Below are 26,975 nucleotides of genomic sequence, written 5' to 3'. Positions count from 1 at the left end.
CGCGGCGCATCGCAAGCCGCCGCGCGTGCGAAGTATTCCGAAAACGTACGCTACATCAGCGCTGGCAGCGTCTCGACAAGCGCAACGGCCGCGAGCACGCCGATCAGCGCGCCGATCACGCGCAGCGTGTTGTGCCTGAATTCCGTCGCGCACGGCACCGCGCCAAGAAAGAGCGCGCCAGCGAGGGCCATCGGGATGATCATCACGAAATCGCCGATCGTGAAATAACCTTCCATGCTCGTCTCCTTATCGTATGGGCGACAAAGGCTCGCAACGGTTGTCGTTCTGGTGGTCATGCCCATGGCAGGACGCTTCGAGTATAGGTGAGGGCGGCGAGCGTAGCGGCGTGCGTGTGCGCCGTGAGGCTCCCCGCGACGTTCATGCCGCGCCGCAAAAGGCCGCCAGGGGCGGAGTTCCGCTGCGGTGCGATGCGCGCAGGGTTCAAATCGCGAGTCGTCTGAATATTACGGACGCCTTTCCATTGCAGCGGCGCGTGGCGCACAAGGATGAAACTGCGCATGTTGCGTGCCGCGCCGGGCGATATCGCGGGCTCAGGCCGCGCCAGCACGCTCGCGCGCTCGCAGCTTGAGCGCCAGCGCAAGCCCCACGACCAGCAGCACGATCACGAGGCCGGCCACGCCGCCCCAGCCTGCCCCAGTCCAGAAGTGCCCGCCGATCGAACCCATCACGCTCGAGCCGAGGTAGTAGGCCAGCAGGTAAAGCGCGGCGGCCTGGCCCTTCGCTTCGCGCGCGAGCCGTCCAACCCAGCCGCTCGCCACCGCATGCCCAGCGAAGAAGCCAATGGTCAAGCAGGCGATGCCCGCCGCAATGGCCGCGAGCGGTGCGAACAGCGTGAGCACGACGCCCGTGAGCATCAGCGCGAGACTGGCGATCAACACGCGGCCGCGCCCGAAGGTGTCGGCCATGCGGCCCGACCACGGCGAGGCGACCACACCGGTCAGGTAGACGAGAAAAATCGCGCCGATCGCCGCCTGGCTCATGTGATACGGCGGCGCGATCAGCCGGTAGCCGATGTAGTTGTAAAGCGTGACGAAGCTGCCCATCAGCACGAAGCCCATGGCGAACAGCATGGGCAGTCCCGGCCGCGCGAAATGACGCAGCAGCGCCGCGCGGTGATGCGCGAAGCCGAGGCCGCTCTTCGGCACGAAGTGGCGCGAGGGCGGCAGGAGCGAGCGGAACGCGAACATGGAGGCGAGCCCGAGCACGCCGATCACGGCGACTGCCGCACGCCAGCCAAACAGGTCGGTGACGATGCCCGTGATCACGCGCCCCGCCATGCCGCCGATGGCCGTGCCGCCCACGTAAAGGCCCATCGAAAGCCCGAGCCCATCCGGGTGCATTTCTTCGGCGAGCCAGGCCATGGCCACGGCGGGCACGCCGCCCAGCGCGATGCCCTGGAGCGTGCGCAGCACGAGTAACTGATGCCAGTGCGGCACGAAGGCGGTGGCGAGCGTGAGCAGCGACGAGGCGCACAGCGACGCGGTCATCATGCCGCGCCGGCTCCAGCCTTCGGAGACGAAGCCCGCGACGAAGATCGCGATGGCGAGCGCCGCCGTGGTGAACGAGAGCGAGAGGCTGCTCTGCGCGGGGCTCACGCCGAAGGTTTCGGAGAACGCGGGCAGGAGCGGCTGCACGCAGTAGAGAAGCGAAAAGGTGGCGTAGCCGGCGAACAGCAGCGCGAGGCTCGCGCGCCAAAATTCGGGGGTGCCGCGTTCGATGTACGGAACGGCGGAGGGCGCGGAATTGCGCGAGGCGCCCGGTGATGCAGTCACGGCAAGATCTCCAGCAAATTGCAAAGGCGCAACGATACGCCTGTTGGGCGAACGGCGCTGTCGAGCGCCGCAGGCCGGGTGCCCCGCGCTGCCCGGCGCAATCGCGTGGCCGCTTTAGCCCGGTGCCCGCGCCGTACCCGGCTGCGCGCTGCGAGCCGCGCGCGCCGAAGCGCCTTGTGGCCCGCTGGCGGGCTGCGTTTTTTGCGCGTCGTCCGGGTGCACGAGCGCCGCATCGCTCGGCAAATCCGCCGCGCTCCAGCCGCCGCCCAGCGCCTTCACGAGCGCGACGCTCGCCGCCATGCGACGGCGCGAGATCGTCACGGCCTGGCGTTCGTTGGTGAGCGCCGTGGTTTGCGCGACGACCACGTCGAGGTACGTGATCGCGCCGCCGAGATAGCGATTGTTGATGGTGACGAGCGTGCGCTGCGCGGCGTCCACCGCACGGTCCTGGGCCGTCGCCTCCTGCTCCAGCACGCGCAGGGCCGCGAGGTTGTCCTCGACATCGCCGAAGGCGTCGAGCACCGTTTGGCGATACTGCGCCACGTTCTCGTCGTACTGGGCGCGCGCTTCGTTGCGCACCGCCTCGCGGCCGCCGAAGTCGATCAGCGTGCCCGCGAGCGTCGGTCCGAGCGACCAGAAGCGCGCGGGCGCGACGAGCCACTGGCTGAAGTTGGTCGCCTCCAGGCCGCCCGTGACTGCGAGCATGAGGCTCGGGAAGAACGCCGCCGTCGCCACGCCCACTTGCGCGTTCGCGGCGGCCACGCGGCGCTCGGCAGCGGCGATGTCGGGGCGCCGTTCGAGCAGCGTGGAGGGCACGCCTGGCGGGCTCGCGATCGCGCGCACCGTGTAGGCCTCCTTAGGTGCGGCGGCGAGGGTGAACGTGGAAGGCGACTGCCCGATCAGAATCGCAATGGCGTGCTCGAGCTGCGCGCGTTGCACGCCGAGATCGATCGCCTGCGCCTGGGTGGTCTGCAGTTGCGTTTGCGCCTGGCCCACATCCGCGTCGGTGGCGATGCCGCCCGCGTAGCGATGCTGCGTGAGTTCGAGCGATTCGCGGTAGGCCTCGATCGTGTCGTCGAGCAGCTGCCGTTCGCGGTCGATGCCGCGCAGCTCGAAGTAGTCGGTCGCGAGTTCGGCCTGCATGGAGAGCAGCACGGCCTGCATGTCGGCGGCGCTCGCCTGCGCACTCGCCTTCGCGGCCTCGACGTTGCGCGCGACGCGGCCCCAGATATCGGGTTCCCACGTGGCGTCGATGCCGACGGCGTAATCGTTGATCGTTTGACCGGCCTTCGACGTGTAGAGCACGTTCTGCGAGGTGCGGTAGCGCGAATAGTCGCCGCTTGCCGTCACGAGCGGAAAATAGCTCGAGCGCTGCTGCGCGACGTTCGCGCGCGCCGCACGAAAGTGCGCCTGTGCGGCCTGCACGTTCTGGTTCGCGCTCTCGACCTGGGCTTCGAGTGCGTCGAGCGTGGCGTCCTCGTAGATCGTCCACCACGCGCCGCGCGTCGCGTTGTCCGCGGGCTGCGCAATCGTCCAGCCCGTGCCTTCGAGTTCCTTGAACGTCGCGGCCACGGGCATGGCGGGGCGCACGTAGTCGGGCCCGACCGTGCAGGCACTCAGCGCCCCAAGCATGGCCAACGCGAGAAGTCGAACGCGTGCGTGCTTCATCATTCGCCCTGCGTTTGCGCGGTATGGCCCACAGCGCTCGCACCATGCGCCACACCTGCTTCGTGCTCGCCGTGCGGCTGCACGATGCGCACCGGCGTTCCGTCGACGATCGCGTCCTGCGGATTGACGATCACGCGCTCGTCGCCGGTGAGCCCCGCCGCCACGGCGACGCGCGTGCCGAAGTCGGTGCCGAGCGTGACCTTCACGAGCTGCACGCGGTCTTGCGCATCGACGGTCGCCACCTTCACGCCGTCCGGGCGGAACAGGAAGGCGTTGCCCGGCAGCGTCATCGGCGTGGCCGAACCGTCGAGCGCGAAGTGGACCTGCGCATAAGCGCCGGGCAGCAGCTCGCCGCTGCGGTTGTCCACATCGACTTCCACGAGCATCGTGCGCTGTTGCGCATCGACCGCGCCCGCCGTGCGCGCGACGATGCCTGGAAAGTGCTTGCCCTGCTCCTCGTTGAGCGTGAGATACGCGCGCTGCTGCACGCGGATCTGCTGCGCGTAAGCCTGCGGCACGTTCGCGTACACGCGCAGCCGGTCGGCCTGCGCGAGATGGAACAGCTCTTTTTGCGCGGTGCCGCCGTTGCCCGCGTCGATGAGCGCGCCCACGTCCACGTTGCGCGCGGTAATGATGCCGTCGAAGGGTGCCGTCACGCGTTCGTACGACTGCAGTTGCGAGAGACGCGAGACGTTGAAGCGCGCGGAATCGAGCGTGGCCTTTTTCGCGAGCATGTCGCCGACTTTTTCGTCGGTGTCTTGCCTCGCCACCGAACGCGTTTGCAGCATCTGCGTCCAGCGGTCGGCGGTGCTTTTCGCGAGTGCGTAATTGGCTTCGGCGTTGGCGAGATCGGCGCGCGCGGCACGCAACTGATCATCGACTTCGGGCGCGTCGATTTCGGCGAGCAACTGGCCCGCCTTCACGTGCGCGCCGATGTCGAAGTACCACTTTCGCAGATAACCGTTGGTGCGCGCGTAGATCGGCGTGTCGAGAAACGCCTGCACGTTGCCGGGCAACACGAGGTCGAGCGCGCGCGCCGAGCGCTGCGGCGCGACCACCTGCACGGAAAGTGTGCTCGCGGCTTTCGCGTCGCGTTCGAGCGCCGCATGCGCACTATGGCGTGACCAGATGCCCTGCGCGGCGAGCCCGATCACGACGAGCGCGGCGATCACGATGGGCCAGCGCCGCGGTTTATGTGGGCGATGCGGCTCTTGCGGCGGGGGCGTTTGCGAATGATTCGTCATGACAGGGTATTCATGATTTGGGCACCACGTTTTCACTGGCGCGCTGGCGGCGCTCGCCGAGCTTGCGGTAGATGAGCGAGAACACCACGGGTACGAAGATCAGCGTGGCGAGCGTGCCCACCGCGAGGCCGCCGATCACGGCGCGCCCGAGCGGCGCGTTCTGCTCGCCGCCTTCGCCAAGGCCGATGGCCATCGGCACCATGCCGATCACCATGGCGAGCGCCGTCATCAGCACCGGGCGAAAACGCGTGTAGCCCGCTTCGATTGCTGCGCGCGCCGCGTCGCCGTGCAGGTGCAACTGCTCGCGCGCGAAGCTGATGACGAGAATCGAATTCGCCGTAGCGATGCCGATACACATGATCGCGCCGGTGAGCGCGGGAATGGAAAGCGTGGTGTGCGTGAGGAACAGCATCCAGACAATGCCCGCGAGCGCGCCCGGCAGCGCCGTGATGATGATGAACGGATCGAGCCACGACTGGAAGTTCACGACGATCAGCAGATACACGAGCACGATCGCAAAGATGAGACCACCGAACAGTCCGGAGAACGAATCGTTCATCGTCTGCACCTGGCCGCGCAGCTGGATGCTCGAGGCCTTCGGCAGCTCGCCGCGCGTCTGGTCGATGATCTTCGCGATGTCGTCGGAAACGGCGCCCAGGTCGCGCCCGTCGGCGGTGCCGTAAATGTCGATGGTGGTCTGCGCGTTGTAGTGCGTGACGACCGCGTCGCCCGACACGCGCTGCATGCTCGCGAGCGAGCCGAGAATATTGCTGCGGCCGTTCGCGGTGAGCGGAATGTTGGCGAGCGACTGCAGCGAATCGATCGTGTATTGCGGCGCTTCGGTCACGACGTTGTAGCTCACGCCGTTGATCGGATTGAGCCAGAACGTGGGCGTGGTCTGCTGGCTGCCCGAGAGCGTGATAAGCAGATCGCTTGCCACGTCCTTCTGCGTGAAGCCCGCCTGCTGCGCGCGCGTACGGTCCACGTCGATGAAGATGCGCGGCAGGTCGGCGGGCTGCTGGATGCGCGCGTCGACGAAACCGGGCACGCCGCGCAAGCGCGAGAGCAGCGTCGCCGCGAACGCGCGGTTGCCGGCCACGTCGCGTCCCACGATCTGCACGTCGATGGGCGAGGGCATGCCGAAGTTCAGCGTCTGGCTCACGATGTCGGCGGGCAGGAAAGCGAACTGCACGCCCGGGAACTCGTCGTTGAGCGTGCGGCGCAGCAGGCGCACGTAACCGGCGGTGGCGTGGTGGTCCTCGTTCAGCGAGATCAGCACGTCGGCGTCCGAGGTGCCGATGGTGCCCGTATTGCTGTACGAGAGGTTGATGCCCGAAACCGGCAGGCCGATGTTGTCGATGATCGAATGCAGTTCGTCCGGCGGAATCAGCGTGCGCACGCGCTTGTCGATACGATCGACGAGCACGGCGGTTTCCTCCACACGCATGCCGGTTTTCGCGCGCACGTGCAGCGCGATGGTGCCTGCATCGACTTGCGGAAAGAAGTCGCGCCCGAGGAACGGCATGAGCAGCAGCGACGCGCCACAGCAGGCGAGAAACGCCACGACGAACCACACGGGATGCTTCACGCGCGCCGCGAGAAACACGCGATAGCGCTCGCGCAACCTCTCGAAGCCGCGTTCGAACGCGAGGTGCACGCGCATGAACGGATTACGCGTCGTGCCATGCATGTGATGCAGGTCGGCGGCCTTGTGATGATGGCGCATCAGGTACTTCGCGAGCGTGGGCACGAGCGTACGCGAGAAGAAGTACGAGGCCAGCATCGCGAACACCACGGCTTCCGCGAGCGGGATGAAGAGATAGTGCGCCACGCCCGTGAGCAGGAACATCGGCACGAACACAATGCAGATGGAGAGCGTGGAGACGAGCGTGGGAATCGCGATCTGCTGCGCGCCGTCGAGAATCGCCTGTTCCAGCGTCTTGCCTTGCTCCAGTTGCTGGCTGATGTTCTCGATGGCGACCGTTGCGTCGTCAACGAGAATACCCACCGCGAGCGCAAGCCCGCCGAGCGTCATGATGTTGATGGTCTCGCCGAGCGCCGCGAGCGCGATGACCGAGGTGATCATCGAAAGCGGAATCGAGATCGCGATGATGAGCGTGGCGCGCCAGTTGCCGAGAAACAGCAGGATCATGAGCGCCGTGAGCGCCGCGGCGATGAGCGCTTCGCGCAGCACGCCCTGCACGGAGGCGCGCACGAAGAGAGACTGGTCCGCGACGGGATCGATATTGAGCGACGGCGGCACGAGATTGCGCAGCGTCGGCATCATCTCCTTGATGCGATCGACGATTTCGAGCGTGGACGTATTGCCGCTTTTGTTGATGGTGAGGAGCGAGGCGCGCTGACCGTCCACGCGCACGATGTTGGTTTGCGGCACGTAGCCGTCGCGCACGTGCGCCACGTCGCGTATGTAGATCGTGCCGCTTTCCGTGGTTTTCACGGGAATGTCGTTCAGGCCCGCTAAGCTGTCGGGGCTTGCGTTCATCGTCACCGAATATTCGGTTGCACCTATTTTTGCCGTGCCCGAGGGCAGGATCAGGTTCTGCGCGCTGATCGCGTTCACCACGTCCATGGGCGAGAGATTGTGCTGCTGCAGCGCGCGCTGGTTGATGTCGACCATGATCTGCCGCTGCTTGCCGCCATAGGGCAGCGGCGCGGAGGCGCCCGGCACGGTTGCGAGCTGTGTCTTCAGGAAATTGTTGCCGTAGTCGAACAGCTCTTGCTCGGTGAGCTGCAACGAGGAGAGCGACAGGCGCAGGATCGGCACCGTCGAGGCGTTGTAGCGCAGAATGTTCGGCGGCTGGATGCCAGGCGGCAGCGAGCGCAGCTGCGCTTGCGACAGCGCCGTGACTTCGGCGAGCGCTTCCTGGATATTGGCATGCGGCTGGAAGAAGATCTTCACGACCGCAATGCCGTTGAGCGACGTCGATTCGGTGTGCTCGATATCGTTCACCGCCACGGAAAGGCCGCGCTCGTAATTGAGCACGATGCGCTTTTCCATCTCGTCGGCGGGCAGGCCCGTGTAGGTCCAGATCACCGAGAGCACCGGTATGTCGATGTTCGGGAAGATGTCCGTGGGCGTGCGCAGGATCGTCAGTGGCCCGACGATCAAGAGCAGCAACGCGAGCACGACGAACGTGTACGGGCGCTTGAGCGCGAGTCGAACGATCCACATGGAACGGCGGGTTCCTTCGCTGGTGGCGGAGTGTGGCTCGCGCGGCTGGTCTGGCCGCGGTGGCGAGCGTTTAGGTTATCGGTACCGTGGCCGGCTATTGTGGCGCGCGTGAGGTCATTGCCTGTGCTGCGCCGAGCCTTTATGGTGCACGGTTGGGACAGGACTATAGCGCCAGTCACCACGCATCAGCGTACTTTTTCAGGGACTGCGCTAGCAAGCGCGCGGGGAATGGGGTTTACCATCTGTTACAGTCAGGCTTTCGTAAGTTGCGTGAGCGAGGCAGGGCGAGGTTGTGACGGCGCAACGCGGCGTCTGCATGCTGCCGTTGATACACCCCCCTATTTTTTTGCTTTGCTCACGCGCTCAAACAAGCAACAATGGGTATGCCAAGGGTCCGGCCGTGCTCAAGCGCGCGCAAAAAGCGGGTCGCCCGAGGCACGTTTGGATGCGCGCGCAACCGTTGGTGCGCATCGGTTTTTTGTCAGCATGCCGACCGGTCTTCCTTCGAGGGAGCCGGCGAAGGTAGCGAGGTAACGGGGAAACATCATGCAAATCGGTTCTATTGTTCGTTCCGTTCATATCGCCGTGCCACAGGGCGCGCGCGGCATCGTGATGCGCATTCTCGGCGACATGGCGATGGTGACCTGGTATGCCGGGGAGCCTGGCTCGTCGGCGCAGCTCAGCACCGAGCCCTTTTTTCTCGAAGATCTGATCGATACGGGCGAGCACGTCATGCCCGCCGGCGCGCAGATCCACTGAGCCTGGGCCGTGTGACACGTTGACGAGGCGCGCCGCGTCTCGTCGCAGCGTTGTGCGCCGCGCGTTTGTGTTCATTGTGTCTGTCGTGCCCGTCGTGAATACGGCGCGCTCGCAGGCATTGCCCGCAAGAGGCACAATCGCGGGTATGAATCACGATCCTTCTCCTCTCCCGGGCGAGCCTTGCGGTCCCGGCGATTCCAGCGACCAGCAAGCCGCGCCGTACGCGCGCCTGACGCCCGAATGCGTGCTTGACGCCGTCGATGGCGTGCTGATTCCGGCCAACCGCCGCACGGACGGCCGCATGCTCGCGCTCAACAGCTACGAGAATCGCGTGTACCAGGTGGGCGTGGAAGACGGGCCGCCGGTCATCGCCAAGTTCTATCGCCCCGAGCGCTGGAGCGACGAGGCGATACTCGAAGAGCACGCCTTTGTCGCCGAACTCGCCGCGCGCGAGATTCCGGTTGTGCCCGCGCTCGCTTTCGAAGGGCGCACGCTGCACGAGTTCGATGGCTATCGCTTCTCGCTTTTCGAGCGCCGTGGCGGCCGCGCGCCTGATCTGGACCACAGCGACACGCTCGAATGGCTGGGCCGTTTCATTGGCCGCATTCACGCCGTGGGCGCGACCGAGCCGTACCAGGCACGGCCGACGCTCGACATCCAGACATACGGCTACGAGCCGCGTACCTACCTGCTCGAACATGGCTTCGTGCCCTCCGATGTGCGCGAAGCGTGGCAGGCCGCGGTGACGCTCGCGCTCGAAGGCGTGGAGGCGGCATTCGAGCGGGCGGGCGAATTGCGTTCGCTGCGACTGCACGGCGATTGCCATCCGAGCAACGTGCTCTGGACCGACGCCGGCCCGCATTTCGTGGACTTCGACGACAGCCGCATGGGTCCCGCTATCCAGGATTTGTGGCTGCTGCTGCCCGGCGATCGCGCGGGCGCCTCGCGTGCGATGGCGGATTTACTCGCCGGTTATGAGGACTTCTGCGAATTCGAGCCGCGCGAGCTACATCTCGTCGAGGCGCTGCGCACGCTGCGCCTCATCCACTATTCGGCCTGGCTCGCGCGCCGCTGGCACGATCCCGCGTTTCCGGCCGCCTTCCCGTGGTTCAACACGCAGCGTTACTGGGAAGAGCGCATTCTCGAACTGCGCGAGCAGATCGGCGCGATGCAGGAAGGGCCGCTCTGGCCCGTGTGAAGGTCGTGCGCAGAATCACTGCGCACTCGCCGGACTCCCCGGCGTGGCGCCCTGCGCAGACGGCTTGACGATCAATTGCGCGCGCAGGTCGCGCGCCATCGTCTCGAACGCTGGGCGCATCTGCGCGAAATCGTCTGCGCTGCACACGTCGCTCGCGAAATGCGTTTGGCCCGTGCGCGTGACGCGCAGCACGTTCGCCTGCGCGTCGAGCGAGTACTGCGAAGTGAAATCGATGAAACGGTTATCGGCGTGCTGCGGCATGGGCACGTCGAGCACGCGCATGCCCGCCGGCAGGACGATGCGCGCGCGCTCGGTCATCACCACGTTGCGGCACATGAAGGGCTGCGTGCGGCGCGGCTCGCCAAGCCAGTAGCGTAGATTCGCGTCGAGTCCACCCACGAAGCTCGTGAGCGTGGGCACAGGCGTGGTCATCTCGGGGTCGACGAAACCGTCGAAGGTGCCCGTGAGCGTGAGCACGAGCGGGCCCGCCGTCGCATCGAGCGGACTGGAGGCGAGCGTGGCGTTGCCGCGCAGGTTGGCGTTGCGCAGCTCCCATTGCAGCGACTCCTCGCGTTGCGCGGGCGTCTGCAGGCGCAGCACGCTGCGTGTCTGTTCGGCGGACCAGCCCTCTGCCTGCAAGCGGAAGATGAAGCGCGCCGAGCCGTCGGGCGCGACCGTGATGTCGAGATCGCTCTCGCGCGTGGTCGAGGCCGTGGCGGGCGTGCGGACCTGCGTGCCGTCGCCGGCGAGCACGGCCTCGCGGTCCATATCCGTCGACGGCAAATAGCCGAACTCGATGTTGCTCGCGGTCGAGTCCGCGAACATCTGCAGATCGGGCAGCCAGGTGATGACGTGATGGATCACGCCGAAGCCGGGCACGCTCGGCAGCGTGTAGACCGTGCCGCTGTTCACGAGCGCAGGCGTACTGCGGATGCCCACGGCGTCGAGCAGCGCGCCGTAGAGCGCGACGTGATCCTTGCAGTCGCCATAGCGGTTCGCGAGCACGTCGGTTGCGCTGTGCGGCACGATCTCGCCGCGCCCGATATTCATCGCCACGTAGCGGATGTTGCGGCGCACCCAGTCGTAGAGCGTTTGCGCTTTCGCGCGCGGCGTGTCGTCGCGCGCCGTGAGCGTCTGCGCGAGATGCACGATGGCCGGGTCGCGCACGGTTGGATCGGCGGCCGCCTCGCGATAGACCTTCGCGAAGGCCGCGTAATCGGGGAAGGTGGACACCATCAGCCGGTCGCCGTAGCTCACGTAGGCCACCGAGCCATATTCGAGGCGCTGGAAAATCGACTTGTCGTAGCGATACTCATAACGGGTGCGGCCGTTCACCGTGGCGGGCGGCAGCACGGTGAAGCCGCGCGCGTCGGCGTAGAGCGGCACTTTCGCGGGCAGGTCGTAGATCACGCGGAAGTTGTGCGTGGGCGCGAGGTCGGGCGGCGTGAAGTCGCTGAACCAACCGGGCACGAGCGGCACGCGCTGGATCTTGCGCCACGTGAGATGCACGCGCGCGCCAGGCTCCACGGCCGGGAACACGATCACCTTGTCCTGCACGTCCTGGAACATCGGGGCGTCGAACGAGCGCACTTCCTGCACGTCGCGGATCTGCTCGGGGCGCACGTCGTGACGGCCGCCCTGGGCGTCCTCGGTCCACGCTTCGAGCACGTCCACGTGGGCCATCTCGCGGTTGAACCACACGTAATACTGGCCCGCGCGCGCGATGCCGGCCTCGGTGTTCACGCGCAGCGTGAGCGAGTCGAGCTTGGTGTACGAGCCGTCCGCATTGACCGTGAAGGTCTGCGTTTCCGATTCGTTGGTGTAGGGCGCCTGCGCGGCGCTGCCTGCCGGATTCAGCGCGCTCGCTTCGAGGGGCACGGGTGTGAGCTGCGCCACACCCGGACGCAGGTCGGCGGCGAAGGTTCCCGTGGCGGGGCCGAGCACGGCTAGGCAAAGAGCGAGAGCGAGGCGCATGGGGGGGCTCGGCTGGTGTCGGGGCGCGGATGAGCGCTACTTCTGCCACTTAAAAGTCATACAACCCGCTTGTCAAGCGGGTGGCCCGCACACAGCCCACAGGGGGCCCTGTATCGAGCATTGAGTCTACATGCTGGGGCGAGCCATGAAACGCCCGCTTGCGTCGTTCTCCCTGGCGTTCTACGTGGCTGCCGCCAGTTTGCTGCGCGCGCAACAATCGATCGAGCATAACGGCGCACGGGCCGCTGAATGACATATGTATGTTTACCTCATATTGCCAAGGCAGCGCTTGGGGACTAAGGTGCGTGCAGCCGTCAAGCGGCAAATAAGTGTTCTGTGCGTTTGCGCATAAAAGAACACGAAAGACCACGCCTACCAACAGCCATTTTGGATGGGACCAGAGCGAGCGTTCACCCCTCTCTCAACCTCTGGTCGATTCGGGAGATCCCATGAGCAGCGTTGCAGATTCGACGCGCGATGCGCAAAGCGCACCCTTCTTTTCCAAAGAGGCGACCGTCGCCCCGCCGGGCTTTTCGCGCTGGATGGTGCCGCCCGCGGCGCTGGCCGTGCATCTGTGCATCGGCCAGGCCTACGCGTTTTCCGTGTTCAACGCGCCGCTCACGAAGGTGGTCGGCATTACGCAGTCCGCGTCCGATGACTGGTCGCTTACCACGCTTGGCTGGATTTTCTCGCTGGCAATCGTGTTTCTCGGGCTTTCCGCCGCCTTCGGCGGCAAGTGGCTCGAACGTGTGGGCCCGCGCCGCACGATGTTTACCGCCGCATGCTGCTTTGGCGGTGGTTTCCTCGTTTCCGCGCTCGGCGTGTATTTGCATCAGATCGCGCTGCTCTATCTCGGCTACGGCGTGATCGGCGGCATCGGCCTCGGGCTGGGCTACGTCTCGCCGGTTTCGACGCTGATCCGCTGGTTCCCCGACCGCCGCGGCATGGCCACGGGCCTCGCGATCATGGGCTTCGGCGGCGGCGCGATGATCGCCGCGCCCCTCTCGGTCAATCTGATGAAGCACTTCGCGAGCGACACAAGCGTGGGCGTTGCCCAGACCTTCGTGGTGCTCGGCGTGGCGTACTTCATCTCGATGTCGATTGGCGCACTTACCATCCGCGTGCCCGCGCCCGACTGGAAGCCCGCGGGCTGGACGCCGCCTGTCGTGGCGAAAAAACTCGTGTCGAACCAGCACGTGCATATCGACCAGGCGCTCAAGACGCCGCAGTTCTACCTGATCTGGCTCGTGCTGTTCCTCAACGTGACGGCCGGCATCGGCATTCTGGGCCAGGCCTCGGTCATGATCCAGGAGAGCTTCAAGGACACCGTGAGCGCCGGCGCGGCGGCGGGCTTCGTCGGTCTGCTCTCGCTCTTCAACATGGGCGGGCGCTTCGTGTGGGCTTCGGCTTCCGACTGGGTGGGCCGCAAGAACACCTACTTCATTTTCTTCGTGTTCGGCGCGTTGCTCTATTACGCGGTGCCGCAGTTCGCGCAGAGCGGCAACATCGTGTTCTTCGTGCTCGCGTTCTGCCTGATTCTCTCCATGTACGGCGGCGGCTTCGCGACCGTGCCCGCGTATCTCGCTGACATGTTCGGCACGGCGTTCGTGGGCGGCATTCACGGCCGTCTCTTGACCGCATGGGCTGCCGCTGGCGTGGCGGGCCCGGTGCTCGTGAACTACGTGCGCGCCTATCAGGTCGCGCACGGCGTGGCGAAGGCCGACGCGTACACGATGACCGTGCACATCATGGCCTCGCTGCTCGTGCTTGGCTTTATCTGCAATCTGCTCGTGCGCCGTGTGGACGCAAAGCATCACATGAGCGAGACGCAACTCGCCGCCGGTAAATAAGGAGGAACGCGCAATGTCTACTCAAGCTGCCCCGAAATCGTCGAACAAGGCGCTGATGGCGATCTTCTGGCTCTACGTGCTGGTGCCGCTCGTGTGGGGCGTGACCAACACGCTCGCGCAGGCGATGAAGCTGTTCGGCTGATGCCTTGAAGGGAAGCCGGGCGGCGGCCGCCGCCCCCGAAAGAAACCCCGCGCTGCGGGCCGCCGACGCGAGTCGCGGCCCGCCGTTTTTTTGGGGTCCGTAGCAACGCCATGGAGGCGACGCGCCCCGCGCACATTGCAGGCAAACCGTCGCCGCACCGCAGTACGATGCGCTTTCGTACGCGGCTGCCGGAGAAGGGCGATGGTGCGGATCATGATGATCCTGCTGGGCGTGGAGTATTTGCGCGAGCGCTGGCGCGGCGTGATGGCCGCCGGCGTGGTGAGCGCCCTCGTGGGCGCGGCGCTTTTCATCGACGCGCTGGACGGTGTGCTGTATTTCCATATCGCACCGTTCGCCTGGCTGCTGCTGATCGAAGGTCTCGCCACGCTCGCGGTGGCATGGACCGGCATGGGCGGCCAGCGCACGCTGCGCTATGTGAAGGGCTTCGGATTTTGCATGACGGCGGTGCTCGTGCTCTCGGGCTACCGGCACGCGTCGTTCATCATTTCGATGGTGTTCGCCACGCTCTTTCTCGCCGATGGCATGCTGCAGATCGCCTCGGCCTGGGTCGTGCGCTATCGCACGTGGCGTCTCGCGGTGGCGGGCGGCGCGCTGCAGATCGCCATCGCCATCTTTCTCTACCAGCCTTATCCCACGCACTACAAGGGCACCGTACCGTACTGCCTCGGACTCATTTTGATGTTCGCGGGCTGGAACCTGCTGCTGCTCGCCTTGCGCGCGCGCCGGCTCGCCGTCAATCCGGCCGCGGCGCAGGGCGGCGCGGCTGCGCTCGTGGCGAGCGCGGTGGGCGCGGCGAATTCGGCAAAGGGCGCAGATCCGAAGCTCGCGCAAACCGTGTTCGATGGGCCGCCCGAGCCGCAAGAGCGTGCGCTTACGGTCCATGTGTGGACGCCGGTGGGCACTTCGAAGTCCGAGGCGCGGCGCCAGCCGCTCATCAACCGCTATATTGCCGCCGTCGATCGCGATGGCGTGATTTCCACGGGGCACGCGGCGCTCGAATCGCCCGAGCGCGTGTACATCAGTCTCTACCCGGCTGTGGAAATCGATCGTTCTCCCGATGAATTCACGCGCACCCTGCGCGCGACCCGCGAGAACGACGTGCCGGGCCTCTTCCAGCCCGACTACGTGACGGAGTCGAAGGCGTGGTGTCCGTCCACGCGTCAGGTGCGCATCCGGAACTACGATCCACTTCGACTGGAAAGCTTCTGGCAGCGTTATCGCGAGGACACGACCTATAACCTTACGCACCGCAATTGCTCGAGCACGGTTTCGCACGCGCTGGAGGCGGCACTCGAAGGCGCGACGCCGCGTGTGTGGGGCCACGGGTGGCTCGCGTTCGCGCGCATGCTCATGACGCCGGAGCTATGGGTGGCGGCACAGGTGCGCAAACGCGGCCAGACGATGGCGTGGACGCCGGGACTCACGCTCGACTATGCGCGCGCGCTGAGCATGCTGGCGGACCCGCGTCCGTCGGGCTGGACGCGCATGCTTAGGTCGCTGCGCGCGTCGATGTTAAGACGGGAGCGCAGGCACGAGCGCGAGCGCAAGCACGAGGCCGACCACGACGGGCGCTCGCCTCACGCGTGAAGGCAACAACGGGCAGCAGCGAAGCGGCTTCACACATCGCACGTCGAACCTGCGCCCGCCGCGTGTTCGCGCGCGGCCTTGGCGCCTTCCACCTGGAGAATGGTCGGCAGCGACACACCGTTCTTCGCCGCCGTGACCTCCGCGAGGATCGACACCGCGATCTCCGGCGGCGTGCGGCTGCCGATGTAAATGCCCACCGGGCCATGCAGCCGCGCGAGTTCCGCCTCGCTCAGGTCGAACTCCTTGAGCCGCTCGCGGCGCGCCGCATTGTTGCGCCGCGAGCCCAGCGCGCCCACATAGAACGCGGGCGTCTTGAGCGCCTCCATCAACGCGAGATCGTCGAGCTTGGGGTCGTGCGTGAGCGCGATCACGGCGCAGCGTTCGTCGAGCTTCATGTCGAGCACGGTGTCGTCGGGCATGGTGCGCACGAGCGCCGTGCCGGGCACGTCCCAGGTGTCGGTGTATTCCTCGCGCGGGTCGCACACGGTCACCTGGTAATCGAGCCCCACCGCGATCTGGCAGAGATAGCGCGAGAGCTGCCCCGCGCCGATCACCAGCATGCGGTAGCGCGGGCCGTGAATCGTGAGCAGGCGCGCGTCGTCGAAGTCCACGCCATCGGTCGCTTTCGCGGGGCCGAGCGTGGTGCGGCCGGTCGCCATATCGAGTGTGCGCGCAACCAGTTCGCCGCGCTCGACCGTTTCGAGCAGTTCGCGAATGCCCGAGGCCTCTGAGAGCGGTTCGAGCACGAGCTGGATCGTGCCGCCGCATGGCAGTCCGAAACGATGCGCCTCTTCCGCCGTGATGCCGTACTTCACGGCCTCGGGTCTGGCGATCGTGACGCCTTCGCGGCGCACGCGATCGATCAGATCGTCCTCGATGCAGCCGCCCGAAACGGAGCCGACCACGTGCCCATCGTCTCGCACCACGAGCATCGCGCCCTCGGGGCGCGGCGACGAGCCCCACGTTTTCACCACTGTCACCAGCAGCGCGCGGTGCCCTGCGTCGAGCCAGTGCACGCTGGATTTCAGGACTTCGAGATCCACGCTGTCCATGATCGTTTCCTCTTCGGTGTTTCCTCTGCGCCTTCGCCTTGCGGCTGGCCTTCTGCGTCGCTCGCGCCAGCTGCGGCCGCTTCGTCGATATTTTGCTGCGCATCGCCGCCCAGCTGTTCCCCGAAACGCCTGAAAAACTCGCCGGCGATCTTGCGCGCTGCGCCGTCCACGAGGCGCGAGCCGATCTGCGCGAGCTTGCCGCCCACCTGGGCGTTCGCGGTGTAAGTGAGCGTGGTCGACTCGTCACCGGCGGATTCGAGCTTCACGTGCGCGTCGCCCTTGCCGAAGCCCGCTGCACCGCCCTGGCCCTCGAAGACGATCGTGTAGCTGTTCGGGGCGTCGATATCGGCGAGCTGCATGCGGCCCTTGAAGCGCGCCTTCACCGGACCCACGGCGGCGGTCAACGCGACGGCGTAGGCATTCTCGCCATCGGCTTCGATGCTTTCGCAGCCCGGTATGCACGCCTTGAGGATTGCCGTGTCGTTGAGCGCTTCCCAGGCGCGCTGTTGCGGCACCGGCAGCGTGTGGCTTTCGGTCAGCTCCATCGTGTTTCTCCTTGTGCCGGGCGCCCCTGCAAGGTGCGCAATACGCGTGCCGGTTGTGCCAGATGAGGTGCCGTGCGAGGCGCATGTGCAACCGGCGCGGCTTCGCACAGGCTGCGCGCGAACGCTTCGAGGCTGTCGAGATTGTGGACGGGGTAATGCGCGTCGACGTGCGGCAGCATCGCCTGCACGCCGCGCGCCTTGGGTGCGAAATCGCGGTAACGCAAGAGCGGATTGAGCCAGATCACGCGATGCGCGAAGCGATGCAGGCGCGCCATCTCGTCGTTTAGGACACCGCAATCATCGTGATCGAGCCCGTCGGTGACGATCAGCACCGTCGCGCGCCCGCCGAGCATGCGGCGCGCCCAGCGGCGGTTGAATTCGGCTAGCGTCGCGCCGATGCGCGTGCCGCCCGACCAGTCCGCGACCTGAGTGGCGAGCTGCGCGAGCGCGACGTCGGGGTCGCGTTCGCGCAGCGCGCGCGTGGCGTGCGTCAAGCGCGTGCCGAACAGAAACACCTGCAGGCGTTCGCGCGATTGCAATAGCGCATGGCAGAAGTAAAGTACCGCGCGCGAATAGCTGCTCATCGAGCCCGAAATGTCGAGTAGCAGCACGAGCGGCAGCTTGCGCTCCACGGGCGCGCGATATTTCCACACGGTCCAGTCGCCGCCCGCGCGCACCGCGTGGCGCGCGCTCGCGCGCAAATCGGCGTGCGTGCCGTGCGACGATGCCTTGAGGCGCCGCGTGCGTTCGGTGGCGAGCGGCAGGCGGCGCGCGCGGATCAGATGGCGCAGCGCGCGCCACTCGTCGGCGGAAAGGGTGTCGAAATCGCGCTGGCGCAGGCGCTCTTCGGCGCTGAACGTGGCGTGCGCGCGCAACTCGTGTTCTTCGTGCGATGGCGGCGGCTTCGCGCCGGGGCGTGTGGCGGGGCGTGCGGCGAGCGCGTCGGCCAGGCGGTTGTTGCGACGCGGCGGCGGCACGCCGCCTTGTACCTTTGGCAACAAAAGCGCGCGCAGCTTGCCTTCGAAATCCGGATCGCGCCAGAAGAGGGCGAACGCGGCGTCGAAGATCTCTCGCTCGTCGGGCGCGCTCGTGAGGAGTGCTGCGAGCGCCGCATGCACGTCGTCGCGGCGGCCGAGGTCGATATGGCGCAGCGCTTCGATCGCGTCGACGGCGCGCGAAGGCGACAGCGGCAGGCCCGCGCCGCGCAGCAAGCGCACGAAATGCACGACATTGCGCGCGAACACCGGCGCGAGCGCGGGCATTGCGGTGGGCGATGTGGCGTGGGTTCCGGGCGTTTCGGACATGGAGGGGGCAGACATCGCGCTCACTCCGCGAGCGCGAGCGTTTGCACAATGCGTTGCGCGTCGAGCTGCGCGAGGTCGTCCTGGTACTTGAGGAGCACGCCCAGCGTGTCCTGCACCGATTGCGGATCGAGTTCCGTCACGGCGAGCGCGGAAAGCGCGCGGCACCAGTCGATCGTCTCCGCAATGCCGGGCGCCTTGAAAAGGTCCATTGTGCGCAACTGGTGCACGAACGCCACGGCGCGATGCTGCAATTCCGGGGCGGTTTCAGGCGCGCGCGCGGCCACGATCGCGAGTTCGCGCGCGCGGTCCGGGTAGCCGAGCCATTGATAAAGACAGCGCCGCTTGAGCGCGTCGTGTACGTCGCGCGTGCGGTTCGAGGTGATGACGACGAGCGGCGGCGTACTCGCGCGAACGGTGCCGTATTCGGGAATCGATACCTGGAAGTCCGAAAGGAGTTCGAGCAGGAAGGCTTCGAACGGCTCGTCGGCGCGGTCGATTTCATCGATCAACAGCACGCGGCGCGCGCCAGGGTTTTGCGGATCGGGCTGCAGGGACTGGAGCAGCGGGCGCTTCAAAAGAAATTCGTCGCGATAGAGCGTGTCGTTGCGCGGCTTTTCGCCGGCGGCTTCGGCAAGACGCAGCGCCATGATCTGGCGCGGGTAGTCCCACTCGTAGAGCGCGCTCGCCGTGTCGAGTCCTTCGTAGCATTGCAGGCGCAAGACCGTCGTACCGAGCATCGCCGCGGCAGCCTTCGCGAGTTCGGTCTTGCCCACACCCGGTTCGCCTTCGAGAAAGAGCGGGCGTTCCATGCGCAGCGAGAGAAAGAGCGCCGTAGCGAGCTCGCGGCTCGCGAAATAGCCGTGCGCTTCGAGTTGCGCGAGGGTGTCGTCGATCGAGGCGGATTGCATGAGTCTGTCTTGCGCTCGCGGATCAAAGGCGGCGAGCGCTTCCCTGTCTACGCGGAAGCGCTCGCCCTCGGGACAAGCCTAGCCGTTGGCCTTCGCCACCGCGCGCGCCGCGAGCACCGGTATGAGGTGCGCGCGATACGCCGCGCTCGCGTGCAGGTCGGTGTTGAGGTCGTCGGCGGGAACTTTCACCGCGCGTGCGGCTTCGGGCGCGAAATTCGTCTTCAACGCGCTTTCCAGCGCGCCCGCGCGGAACACTGAAGCTCCGGCGCCCGTGATCGCCACACGAATTTCACCGGCGTACTTCGCGACGAACACGCCCGTGAGCGCGAAGTGCGAGGCCGGATTGCGAAACTTCTCGTAGGCCGCGCGTTCGGGCACCTGGAATTCGACGGACACGATCAGCTCGTCGGGCGCAAGCGCCGTTTCGTACATGCCGCGGAAGAAGTCGTCGGCCGCGATGCGCCGCCGGTCCGTCACCACCGTCGCGTTCAGTGCGAGCACCGCGGCCGGATAATCGGCGGCGGGATCGTCGTTCGCGAGCGAGCCGCCCAGCGTGCCGAGCGCGCGCACCTGGCGGTCGCCGATCATACCCGCGAGGTCCGCGAGCGCCGGCAGCGCGTTGCGGATCTGCGCGTTTTCGGCGACGTCGGCATGGCACACGGCCGCGCCGACCTTCACCACCTTGCCGTCCACCTGCACGGCTTTGAGCTCGGGAATGCGCGTCACGTCCACGAGCGTGGTGGGCTGCGCGAGGCGCAGCTTCATTGCCGCGAGCAGGCTCTGGCCGCCGCCCAGGAATTTGGCGTCGGCATCGGCCGCGATGGCTTTCACGGCGCCTTGCGCGTCACTGGCGCGCTGATAGTCGAATGCGTACATGGAGCGCCTCCGCTCAAGGTTGTGAAGGGGCCTGCGCGGCCTGGATCGCTTGCCATACACGATGCGGCGTGGCCGGCATCTGCAGGTCTTTCACGCCGAGCGGCGCGAGAGCATCCAGAATCGCGTTGATGACGGCGGGCGGTGAGCCGATCGCCCCGGCCTCGCCGCAGCCCTTCACCCCAAGCGGATTGTGCGTGCACGGCGTGCCTTTCGCGGTTTCCACCGTGTACGAAGGCACATCCGACGCGTGCGGCATCGCATAGTCCATGTACGAGCCCGAGAGCAACTGGCCGCTCTCGTTGTCGTACACGCACTGTTCGAGCATCGCCTGGCCGATACCCTGGCCGAGCCCGCCATGCACCTGGCCTTCGACGATCATCGGATTGATGACGTTGCCGAAGTCGTCGACGGCGGTGAAGCGCTCGATGCGCGTTTCGCCCGTATCGGGATCGACTTCGACTTCGCAGAGATACGCGCCCGACGGATACGTGAAGTTGGTCGGGTCGTAGAACGCGCTTTCGTCGAGGCCCGGTTCGAGCGTCTCCAGCGGATAGTTGTGCGGCACGTACGCGGCGAGCGAGATTTCGGCGAAAGTCTTCGTGCGGTCGGTGCCCGCCACGCGGAACACGCCGTTGGCGAACTCGATGTCCTCCACGCCCGCTTCGAGCATGTGCGCGGCAATCTTCTTCGCCTTTGCCTCGATCTTGTCGAGCGCCTTCATGATGGCCGAGCCGCCCACCGAGATCGACCGCGAGCCGTAGGTGCCCATGCCGAAGGGAATGCGGCCCGTGTCGCCGTGCACAATCTCGATCTGCTCGATCGGCACGCCTAAGCGATCGGCGACGACTTGCGCGAAGGTCGTCTCGTGGCCCTGGCCGTGGCTGTGCGAGCCCGTGAACACCGTGACGGAACCGGTCGGGTTCACGCGGACCTCGCCCGCTTCGAACAGGCCCGCACGCGCGCCAAGCGCACCCGCGATGTTCGATGGCGCAAGCCCGCACGCCTCGATGTAGCACGAGTAGCCTAGACCGCGCAGCAAGCCTCGCGCCTTCGATGCGTCGCGGCGCGTGGCGAAGCCCTTTACGTCGGCGAGTTCGAGCGCGCGCCCAAGGCACGCTTCGTAATCGCCAGTGTCATAGGTGAGGCCCACGGGCGTCGCATACGGGAAGCTCGTGATGAAGTTGCGGCGGCGGATCTCGGCGGGATCGATCTTCATCTCGCGCGCGGCTGTTTCCACCAGACGTTCGACCACGTAGGTCGCTTCCGGGCGCCCCGCGCCCCGATACGCATCCACCGGCACCGTGTTCGTGAACACGGCCTTCACCTCGGCGTAGATCGCGGGCGTGGTGTACTGGCCCGCGAGCAGCGTGGCGTAGAGGATGGTCGGCACGCTGGAGGCGAACGTGGAAAGATACGCGCCCATGTTCGCCGTGGTGTGAACACGCATGGCGAGGAACTTGCCGTCCTTGTCGAGCGCGAGTTCGGCTTTCGTGACGTGGTCGCGGCCGTGTGCGTCGGATATGAAGGACTCCGATCGTTCGGCGGTCCACTTCACCGGACGGCGGATCTTCTTCGAGGCCCACGTGAGCGCGACATCTTCGGCGTACAGAAAGATCTTCGAGCCGAAGCCACCGCCCACGTCGGGCGCGACGATGCGCAGCTTCGTTTCAGGCAGCCCGAGCACGAACGCGGCCATGAGCAGGCGCTCGACGTGCGGGTTCTGGTTCGCCACGTACACGGTGTAGCTGTCGTCGTGCTGCGAGTAGCTCGCGTTCACGGCGCGCGGCTCGATGGCGTTCGGTATGAGGCGGTTGTTGATGATGTCGAGCGTCGTCACGTGCGCGGCCTGTGCGAACGCGGCGTCGGTCGCGGCCTTGTCGCCGTGGCCCCACGTGTAGCAGGTATTGTTCGCCACGCCGTCGTGCACGAGCGGCTGGCCCGCGTCGGCGGCGTGCGCCGTGTCGACCGTGGCGGGCAGCTCTTCGTAATCGACTTCGATCAGTTCCGCAGCATCCTTCGCGGCCTTGAGCGATTCGGCGATCACGAGTGCGACCTGGTCGCCCACGTGGCGCGCCTTCTCGTGCGCGATCACAGGATGAGGCGGCTCGTTCATCGGCGTGCCGTCGATGCTGTGAATGAGCCAGCCGCACGGCAGGCCGCCCACGTTTTCCGCCGCGAGGTCCGCGCCGGTGAAGACGGCCACGACGCCGGGCGAGGCCTTCGCCGCGTTCGTGTCGATGCTCTTGAGACGCGCATGCGCGTGCGGCGAGCGCACGAACACGGCATAGGTTTGCGCGTGCAGCACGACGTCGTCGGTGTACTGTCCGGCGCCGGTGAGGAAGCGGAAGTCTTCCTTGCGCTTGACTGGCGCGCCGATCATGCGATTGGGCTCGGGTGCGTTCATGGTGGCCTCCCGAATCAAGCGGTCGTGGCGGCAGCGGGGGCGGGAGCGCGCATTTCCTGCGCGCCCGCGACCACGGCCTTCACGATGTTGTGATAGCCCGTACAGCGGCAGAAGTTTCCGTCGAGCCCTTCGCGCACGTCCGCTTCGGTGAGGTCGGGCTTGGCGGCGGCGAGCGCGGTCGCGCACATCACCATGCCGGGCGTGCAGAAACCGCATTGCAGGCCATGGCATTCGCGAAACGCGGCCTGCATCGGATGCAGCGTGCCGTTTTTCGAGAGGCCTTCGATCGTCGTCACCTCCATGCCGTCGCACTGCACCGCGAGCTGGTTGCACGACTTGATCGCGCGGCCGTTCAGGTGGACGGTGCAGGCCCCGCATTGCGCCGTGTCGCAGCCGACGTGCGTGCCGGTGAGACGCTGCTGTTCGCGCAGGAACTGGACGAGGAGCGTGTGAGGTTCGACCTCGGCGGTCACGGGCGCGCCGTTGACCGTGAGGCTAATTCTGATCGCCATTGATTGTCTCCAATGTCGACCGGAGCCGGTGCTGCGTGACTCCGGTCCCATACCATGCGATGGGATAGAGACCTGCCTGGGCCCGCTTTATCACACTGAATCGACCGCCATACCCGCCCGCAGTAAAACTTGCCCGTCTAACGCATTGCGCCTCATTGCGAGCGCAAGGCAAACCACCGCGCAAAAAAGCGCGGGGCGGCTCGGGCGAATTGAACCAATACGGGTGGAGCGGAATCTGGGTCCGGCTGGTGCCTTGCTGTTCAGTGAAGCCTGGGGGTGACGCGTGGACAGTAAAGCACAATTTGCTGAATTCCGCTGCGCGGGGTTTTACCCTCCAGAACGCTTGCGGCGCGCGAAAAAAAACGGCCCGCCTCGATGATTCGGGGCGGGCCGTTGCGTTGCAGTGCAGCGATCGAAGCGCCGCGAGATCACGCGCGGATCAATCGTGATGCACTGGCTCGTGCGGTGCGTGCGCGAGGCGCGAATGCCGGCGCGAATAGCCGAAGTAGACGATGAGGCCGAACCCGGTCCAGACGAGGAACGCGATCCACGTGAGCGGCTGGAGGTTGATCATGAGAAACAGGCACGAGCCCACCGCGAGAATTGGCACCACGGGCACGCCCGGGCAGCGGAACGCGCGCGGCAGGTGCGGGTGCGTCTTGCGCAGCACGAGCACGGCGATCGACACCATCGAGAATGCGGCGAGCGTGCCGATGTTGATGAGCTCGGCCAGCACGTTCAGCGGCACGAGCGCGCCGATCAGACCAAAGAAAATGCCCACGAGCCATGTCGTGAAGAACGGCGTGGCGAAGCGCGGGTGCACCTTCGAGAGCTTGGGGGGCAGGAGGCCGTCGCGCGACATCGCGTAGATGATGCGGGTCTGGCCATAGCTCATCACGAGGATCACGGTGAGCATGCCGAGCACGGCGCCCAGATCGATAAAGCCCGCGACCCAGTTTTCGCCCACCGCCTGGAGCGCGAACGAGACCGGGTGGCCAACATGGGCGAACCGCTGCGAGGGCACGATGCCGGTCACGACCGCCGCCACGGCGACGTACAGCACCGCGCACACGGCGAGTGAGGCGATGATGCCGATGGGCAGATCGCGCTTGGGGTTCTTCACTTCCTCGGCGGCGGAAGACACCGAGTCGAAGCCGATGAACGCGAAGAACATCACGGCCGCGGCGCCGAACACGCCGTGCCAGCCGTTGGGCATGAACGGATGCCAGTTCGCGGGGGTGACGTGGAACACGCCCACGGCGATCACGAGCAGCACCACGGTCACCTTGATCGCCACCATGATGTTGTTGATGCGCGTGGATTCGCGCACGCCCACGGAGAGGAGCGCCGTGATCGCCATCATCACGAGGAAGGCGGGCAGGTTGAAGAGCGTGTGCACGCCGGGCACGGCGCCGGGTGCGGCCGAAAGCGCGGCGGGCAGCGTGAGGCCGAAGCCGGAAAGCAGCGACTGCAGGTAGCCCGACCAGCCCACCGAGACTGCGGAAGTGGCGAGTCCATACTCGAGCATCAAGTCCCAGCCGATCACCCACGCGGCCAGCTCGCCGAGCGTCGCGTACGAGTAGGTGTAGATCGACCCGGCCACCGGAATGGTCGAGGCGAACTCGGCGTAGGCGAGCGCCGCGAAGCAGCACGCCACGGCGGCGATGAGGAACGCGATCATGAGGGCCGGGCCGGCCTGCACGGCGCCCGTGCCGGTCAGCACGAAAATGCCGGTGCCGATGATCGCGCCGATGCCGAGAAAGGTGAGGTCGAGTGCGCCGAGTGCTTTTTTCAGGCCGGCGCCCTTGGCGCTCGCCTGCAACATGTGCTCAACGCTCTTCTTGCGAAAGAGGGACATTTGGCGGGGAACTCCACGTAAAACGCGCGAAGGCGCGGCACTGGCGCGGTGATCCACGCCCGCCTTCGCCGGCTTCGCGTGCCGGATGTCTGGGGGAAACCCTAAATTTTAGCGGATGTGGTGCGAGAGACCGGTTGAGCAGGGTCGGAAACGCTCGCGTGGCGCGGACGAATCCGCCGCAAACCGGGGCGCGCGAGCGCGATCCTTGCCGGGACCCGCGCAAACGGCGAATTCCATTTCCGGATCAACGGGTTGTGGCGAGAAGGCAGCCTTGATGCCGAAGCGTCGCCTGGATATCAGGCGCTGACGGTAGGCGAGAGGTCGACGAGCCGGTTGCTCATCACATAGAAGGTCAGCTCGGCGTTGTTGGTGAGCTTCATCTTTTCGAGCAGGCGCGTGCGGTAGACGCTCACCGTCTTCACCGAAAGCGAAAGCGCGTGCGCGATGTCGGTGAGACGCTTGCCCGAGGCGAGCATGCACAGCGTCTGGTATTCGCGGTCGGAGAGCTTCTCGTGCGGCAGTTGCTCGCCGTCCACCAGCACGTAGTCGGCGAGTGCTTCGGCCATGGCCGGGCTCACGTACTTGCGGCCCGCGGCGACCTGCTGGATGGCTGCGATCATCTGCGCGGCGTCCACCGTCTTCGAGAGATAGCCCGCCGCGCCCGCCTTGAGCGCGCGCACCGCGTATTGATCCTCGCGATACATCGAGAACATCAGCACCGGCACGCGTGGCGCCTTTCTCTTGGCGCGCTTGAGCACCTCCACGCCGTTCATGTCCGGCAGCGAGATGTCGAGGAGGACCACGTCGCACACATGCTTCGCGATCGCGGCGAGCGCCTCAGCGCCCGTTTGCGCCTCGATCACCTCGGCGGCAATGCCGCGATCGAGCAGCAACTGGCGAACGCCCTGGCGCACGACGGCATGGTCGTCGACGAGCAGGATGCGATGGGTCATGAGCGGGCGCCTTCTTTCATGAGGAGGGGCGAGGCGGAATGGGAGACGGCAAGCAGCGCGTCCCAGGCAAAGCGCGCGCGCACGGTCGTGCCGCGCTGGGGGGCTTCGTGCTGTGTGTCGTCGTGAACCCTGCGCGCGATGCCGCCCTTGGCGGCGCGCAGCGAGCCGCCGAAGGCGGCGCAGCGCTCGCGCATGCCGGCGAGGCCGTAATGACCGGAACGAGTGTCGCGTGTTTCCGTGCTGCCTTTGTCCTGCCCGGCTGCTGGGTTGCGGCGCGTGCGACCGGCGCTGCGCGCGAGGCCGATGCCGTCGTCGGCGATGGTGAGCGTGAGGTGGCGCGCGGTGCTTTCGAGCCGCACCTCGGCGCACGTGGCCTGTGCGTGGCGCGCCACGTTGGCGAGCGCTTCCTGGGCTACGCGGAACACGGCGAGCGCGGCCTCGGCGGGCAGGCGGGCGAGGCGCGCGTCGTCGCTGGCGCCGGCCACGCGGGCGGCGAGGCCCGTGCGCGCCGCGAAGCCGCGCACCCAGCCCGAGAGCGCGGGAGCCAAGCCCGCATCGAGTTGCGGCGCGTGCAGACCGTCGAGCACGTGGCGCATCGCGCCGGTCGCGGCTTCGAGCGAGCGGGCCACGAGCGCGAGCGCCTCGGCGCATTGCGGCGGGGCGTTGGCGGGCAACCAGGTGTGGACGTTGGCGAGCGCGAAGTGCGTGGCGGCGAGTTCCGCGCCAACGCTGTCGTGCAGGTCGCGTGCAAGCCGGTGACGCGCGGCTTCGTCGGCGTGAATGGACTGGGCGGCGCCGCCGTGGGAAAGCGCCCGCCTGGCGCGCCGGCCTTCGCCGCGCGCAGGCGCGGCAATTTGCCGATGCGCCCGGTCGAGGTCTTCGAGCGCGGTCACCGTGGCCGCATCGTCGGCGGCGGACCATGCGAGGAACGCGAGGGCGTCGACGCCATGAGCGGCGCGCGGCGCATCGCCGGCAGGCGTGCGCGCGGTCGGCGCGGCGTATCTCGACGTATCCATCCTTCCCCCGTTCAGGAACCGGTTCCAGCTATTAGACATCCGTCGGGATTGGACTCCCCGGCGTGACGGTGAACAGCACGGCGCAGCGTAACGAAATTTACAACCCGTAACAACCTGG

Annotated in this window: 21 protein-coding genes; 5 read left to right on the top strand and 16 right to left on the bottom strand. The window is 66.6% G+C overall.

What is annotated here, in order from left to right; translation table 11 throughout:
• Window positions 1-50 precede the first annotated feature (50 nt).
• The 5 genes from JMY28_RS23435 to JMY28_RS23415 all read right to left on the bottom strand — a co-directional run bounded on the left by JMY28_RS23435 (window position 51) and on the right by JMY28_RS23415 (window position 7,898).
• The gene (locus tag JMY28_RS23435) at window positions 51-236 is read right to left on the bottom strand and encodes a hypothetical protein (RefSeq protein WP_028203177.1); all 186 of its coding nucleotides are present in this window, start codon (window positions 234-236) and stop codon (window positions 51-53) included.
• A 315-nt stretch (window positions 237-551) separates the two neighbouring features.
• Window positions 552-1,793 carry an MFS transporter gene (locus JMY28_RS23430; protein WP_236596999.1) on the bottom strand — a complete coding sequence of 414 codons (1,242 nt, stop codon included), beginning with the start codon at window positions 1,791-1,793 and terminating at the stop codon, window positions 552-554.
• 114 nt (window positions 1,794-1,907) lie between these two features.
• The gene (locus JMY28_RS23425; RefSeq protein WP_407945529.1) at window positions 1,908-3,464 is read right to left on the bottom strand and encodes an efflux transporter outer membrane subunit; all 1,557 of its coding nucleotides are present in this window, start codon (window positions 3,462-3,464) and stop codon (window positions 1,908-1,910) included.
• On the bottom strand, window positions 3,461-4,705 hold the full coding sequence (locus JMY28_RS23420) for an efflux RND transporter periplasmic adaptor subunit (RefSeq protein ID WP_201698294.1): 1,245 nt from the start codon (window positions 4,703-4,705) through the stop codon (window positions 3,461-3,463). The genes JMY28_RS23425 and JMY28_RS23420 overlap by 4 nt, the downstream gene beginning before the upstream one ends.
• A 10-nt stretch (window positions 4,706-4,715) precedes the next feature.
• The gene (locus JMY28_RS23415) at window positions 4,716-7,898 is read right to left on the bottom strand and encodes an efflux RND transporter permease subunit (RefSeq protein ID WP_201698293.1); all 3,183 of its coding nucleotides are present in this window, start codon (window positions 7,896-7,898) and stop codon (window positions 4,716-4,718) included.
• A gap of 546 nt (window positions 7,899-8,444) precedes the next feature.
• On the opposite strand from JMY28_RS23415, the gene JMY28_RS23410 reads away from it, so the two are divergent.
• Together JMY28_RS23410 and JMY28_RS23405 are read left to right on the top strand one after the other, a co-directional pair.
• Entirely contained in the window at window positions 8,445-8,657 is a 213-nt protein-coding gene (locus tag JMY28_RS23410; RefSeq protein ID WP_201698292.1) for a hypothetical protein, read from the top strand.
• 136 nt (window positions 8,658-8,793) lie between these two features.
• Entirely contained in the window at window positions 8,794-9,855 is a 1,062-nt protein-coding gene (locus tag JMY28_RS23405; protein WP_407945533.1) for a serine/threonine protein kinase, read from the top strand.
• Between the two features lie 15 nt (window positions 9,856-9,870).
• Here the strand turns inward: JMY28_RS23405 and JMY28_RS23400 are convergent, their stop codons facing one another.
• The gene (locus JMY28_RS23400) at window positions 9,871-11,829 is read right to left on the bottom strand and encodes a DUF3857 domain-containing transglutaminase family protein (RefSeq protein WP_201698290.1); all 1,959 of its coding nucleotides are present in this window, start codon (window positions 11,827-11,829) and stop codon (window positions 9,871-9,873) included.
• 449 nt (window positions 11,830-12,278) lie between these two features.
• On the opposite strand from JMY28_RS23400, the gene JMY28_RS23395 reads away from it, so the two are divergent.
• The 3 genes from JMY28_RS23395 (at window position 12,279) to JMY28_RS23385 (ending at window position 15,429) form a co-directional block, all read left to right on the top strand.
• Window positions 12,279-13,679 (top strand): L-lactate MFS transporter, encoded by a 1,401-nt coding sequence (locus tag JMY28_RS23395; protein ID WP_201698289.1) that lies wholly within the window; start codon window positions 12,279-12,281, stop codon window positions 13,677-13,679.
• A gap of 13 nt (window positions 13,680-13,692) precedes the next feature.
• Window positions 13,693-13,821: an MFS transporter small subunit gene (locus tag JMY28_RS23390; RefSeq protein ID WP_201698288.1), complete on the top strand. Its 129-nt coding sequence runs from the start codon at window positions 13,693-13,695 to the stop codon at window positions 13,819-13,821.
• A gap of 201 nt (window positions 13,822-14,022) precedes the next feature.
• Window positions 14,023-15,429 carry an HdeD family acid-resistance protein gene (locus tag JMY28_RS23385; protein ID WP_201698287.1) on the top strand — a complete coding sequence of 469 codons (1,407 nt, stop codon included), beginning with the start codon at window positions 14,023-14,025 and terminating at the stop codon, window positions 15,427-15,429.
• A gap of 29 nt (window positions 15,430-15,458) precedes the next feature.
• On the opposite strand, the gene JMY28_RS23380 is transcribed toward JMY28_RS23385, so the two are convergent.
• From JMY28_RS23380 to JMY28_RS23335, 10 genes are all read right to left on the bottom strand, one after another.
• On the bottom strand, window positions 15,459-16,481 hold the full coding sequence (locus JMY28_RS23380) for an XdhC family protein (RefSeq protein ID WP_201698286.1): 1,023 nt from the start codon (window positions 16,479-16,481) through the stop codon (window positions 15,459-15,461).
• Window positions 16,454-17,026: a CoxG family protein gene (locus JMY28_RS23375; RefSeq protein WP_201698285.1), complete on the bottom strand. Its 573-nt coding sequence runs from the start codon at window positions 17,024-17,026 to the stop codon at window positions 16,454-16,456. Before JMY28_RS23375 ends, JMY28_RS23380 begins: the two co-directional genes overlap by 28 nt.
• Window positions 17,017-18,330, bottom strand: a complete 1,314-nt coding sequence (locus JMY28_RS23370; protein ID WP_407945532.1) for a vWA domain-containing protein — start codon at window positions 18,328-18,330, stop codon at window positions 17,017-17,019. Before JMY28_RS23370 ends, JMY28_RS23375 begins: the two co-directional genes overlap by 10 nt.
• Window positions 18,331-18,350: 20 nt before the next feature.
• Entirely contained in the window at window positions 18,351-19,238 is an 888-nt protein-coding gene (locus tag JMY28_RS23365) for an AAA family ATPase (RefSeq protein WP_201698284.1), read from the bottom strand.
• A gap of 78 nt (window positions 19,239-19,316) precedes the next feature.
• Window positions 19,317-20,114 (bottom strand): FAD binding domain-containing protein, encoded by a 798-nt coding sequence (locus JMY28_RS23360; protein ID WP_201698283.1) that lies wholly within the window; start codon window positions 20,112-20,114, stop codon window positions 19,317-19,319.
• Window positions 20,115-20,127: 13 nt separating this feature from the next.
• Window positions 20,128-22,518 (bottom strand): xanthine dehydrogenase family protein molybdopterin-binding subunit, encoded by a 2,391-nt coding sequence (locus JMY28_RS23355; RefSeq protein ID WP_201698282.1) that lies wholly within the window; start codon window positions 22,516-22,518, stop codon window positions 20,128-20,130.
• A 14-nt stretch (window positions 22,519-22,532) separates the two neighbouring features.
• On the bottom strand, window positions 22,533-23,030 hold the full coding sequence (locus JMY28_RS23350) for a (2Fe-2S)-binding protein (protein WP_201698281.1): 498 nt from the start codon (window positions 23,028-23,030) through the stop codon (window positions 22,533-22,535).
• 439 nt (window positions 23,031-23,469) lie between these two features.
• Window positions 23,470-24,888 carry an amino acid permease gene (locus JMY28_RS23345; RefSeq protein WP_201698280.1) on the bottom strand — a complete coding sequence of 473 codons (1,419 nt, stop codon included), beginning with the start codon at window positions 24,886-24,888 and terminating at the stop codon, window positions 23,470-23,472.
• Window positions 24,889-25,184: 296 nt separating this feature from the next.
• On the bottom strand, window positions 25,185-25,841 hold the full coding sequence (gene rqpR / locus JMY28_RS23340; RefSeq protein ID WP_201698279.1) for a response regulator transcription factor RqpR: 657 nt from the start codon (window positions 25,839-25,841) through the stop codon (window positions 25,185-25,187).
• On the bottom strand, window positions 25,838-26,857 hold the full coding sequence (locus tag JMY28_RS23335) for a sensor histidine kinase (protein ID WP_201698278.1): 1,020 nt from the start codon (window positions 26,855-26,857) through the stop codon (window positions 25,838-25,840). Before JMY28_RS23335 ends, rqpR begins: the two co-directional genes overlap by 4 nt.
• Window positions 26,858-26,975 lie beyond the last annotated feature (118 nt).

Source organism: Paraburkholderia hiiakae (assembly GCF_904848665.1).
Taxonomy (GTDB): domain Bacteria; phylum Pseudomonadota; class Gammaproteobacteria; order Burkholderiales; family Burkholderiaceae; genus Paraburkholderia; species Paraburkholderia hiiakae.
This window is presented reverse-complemented; position numbering and strand designations above follow the sequence as displayed.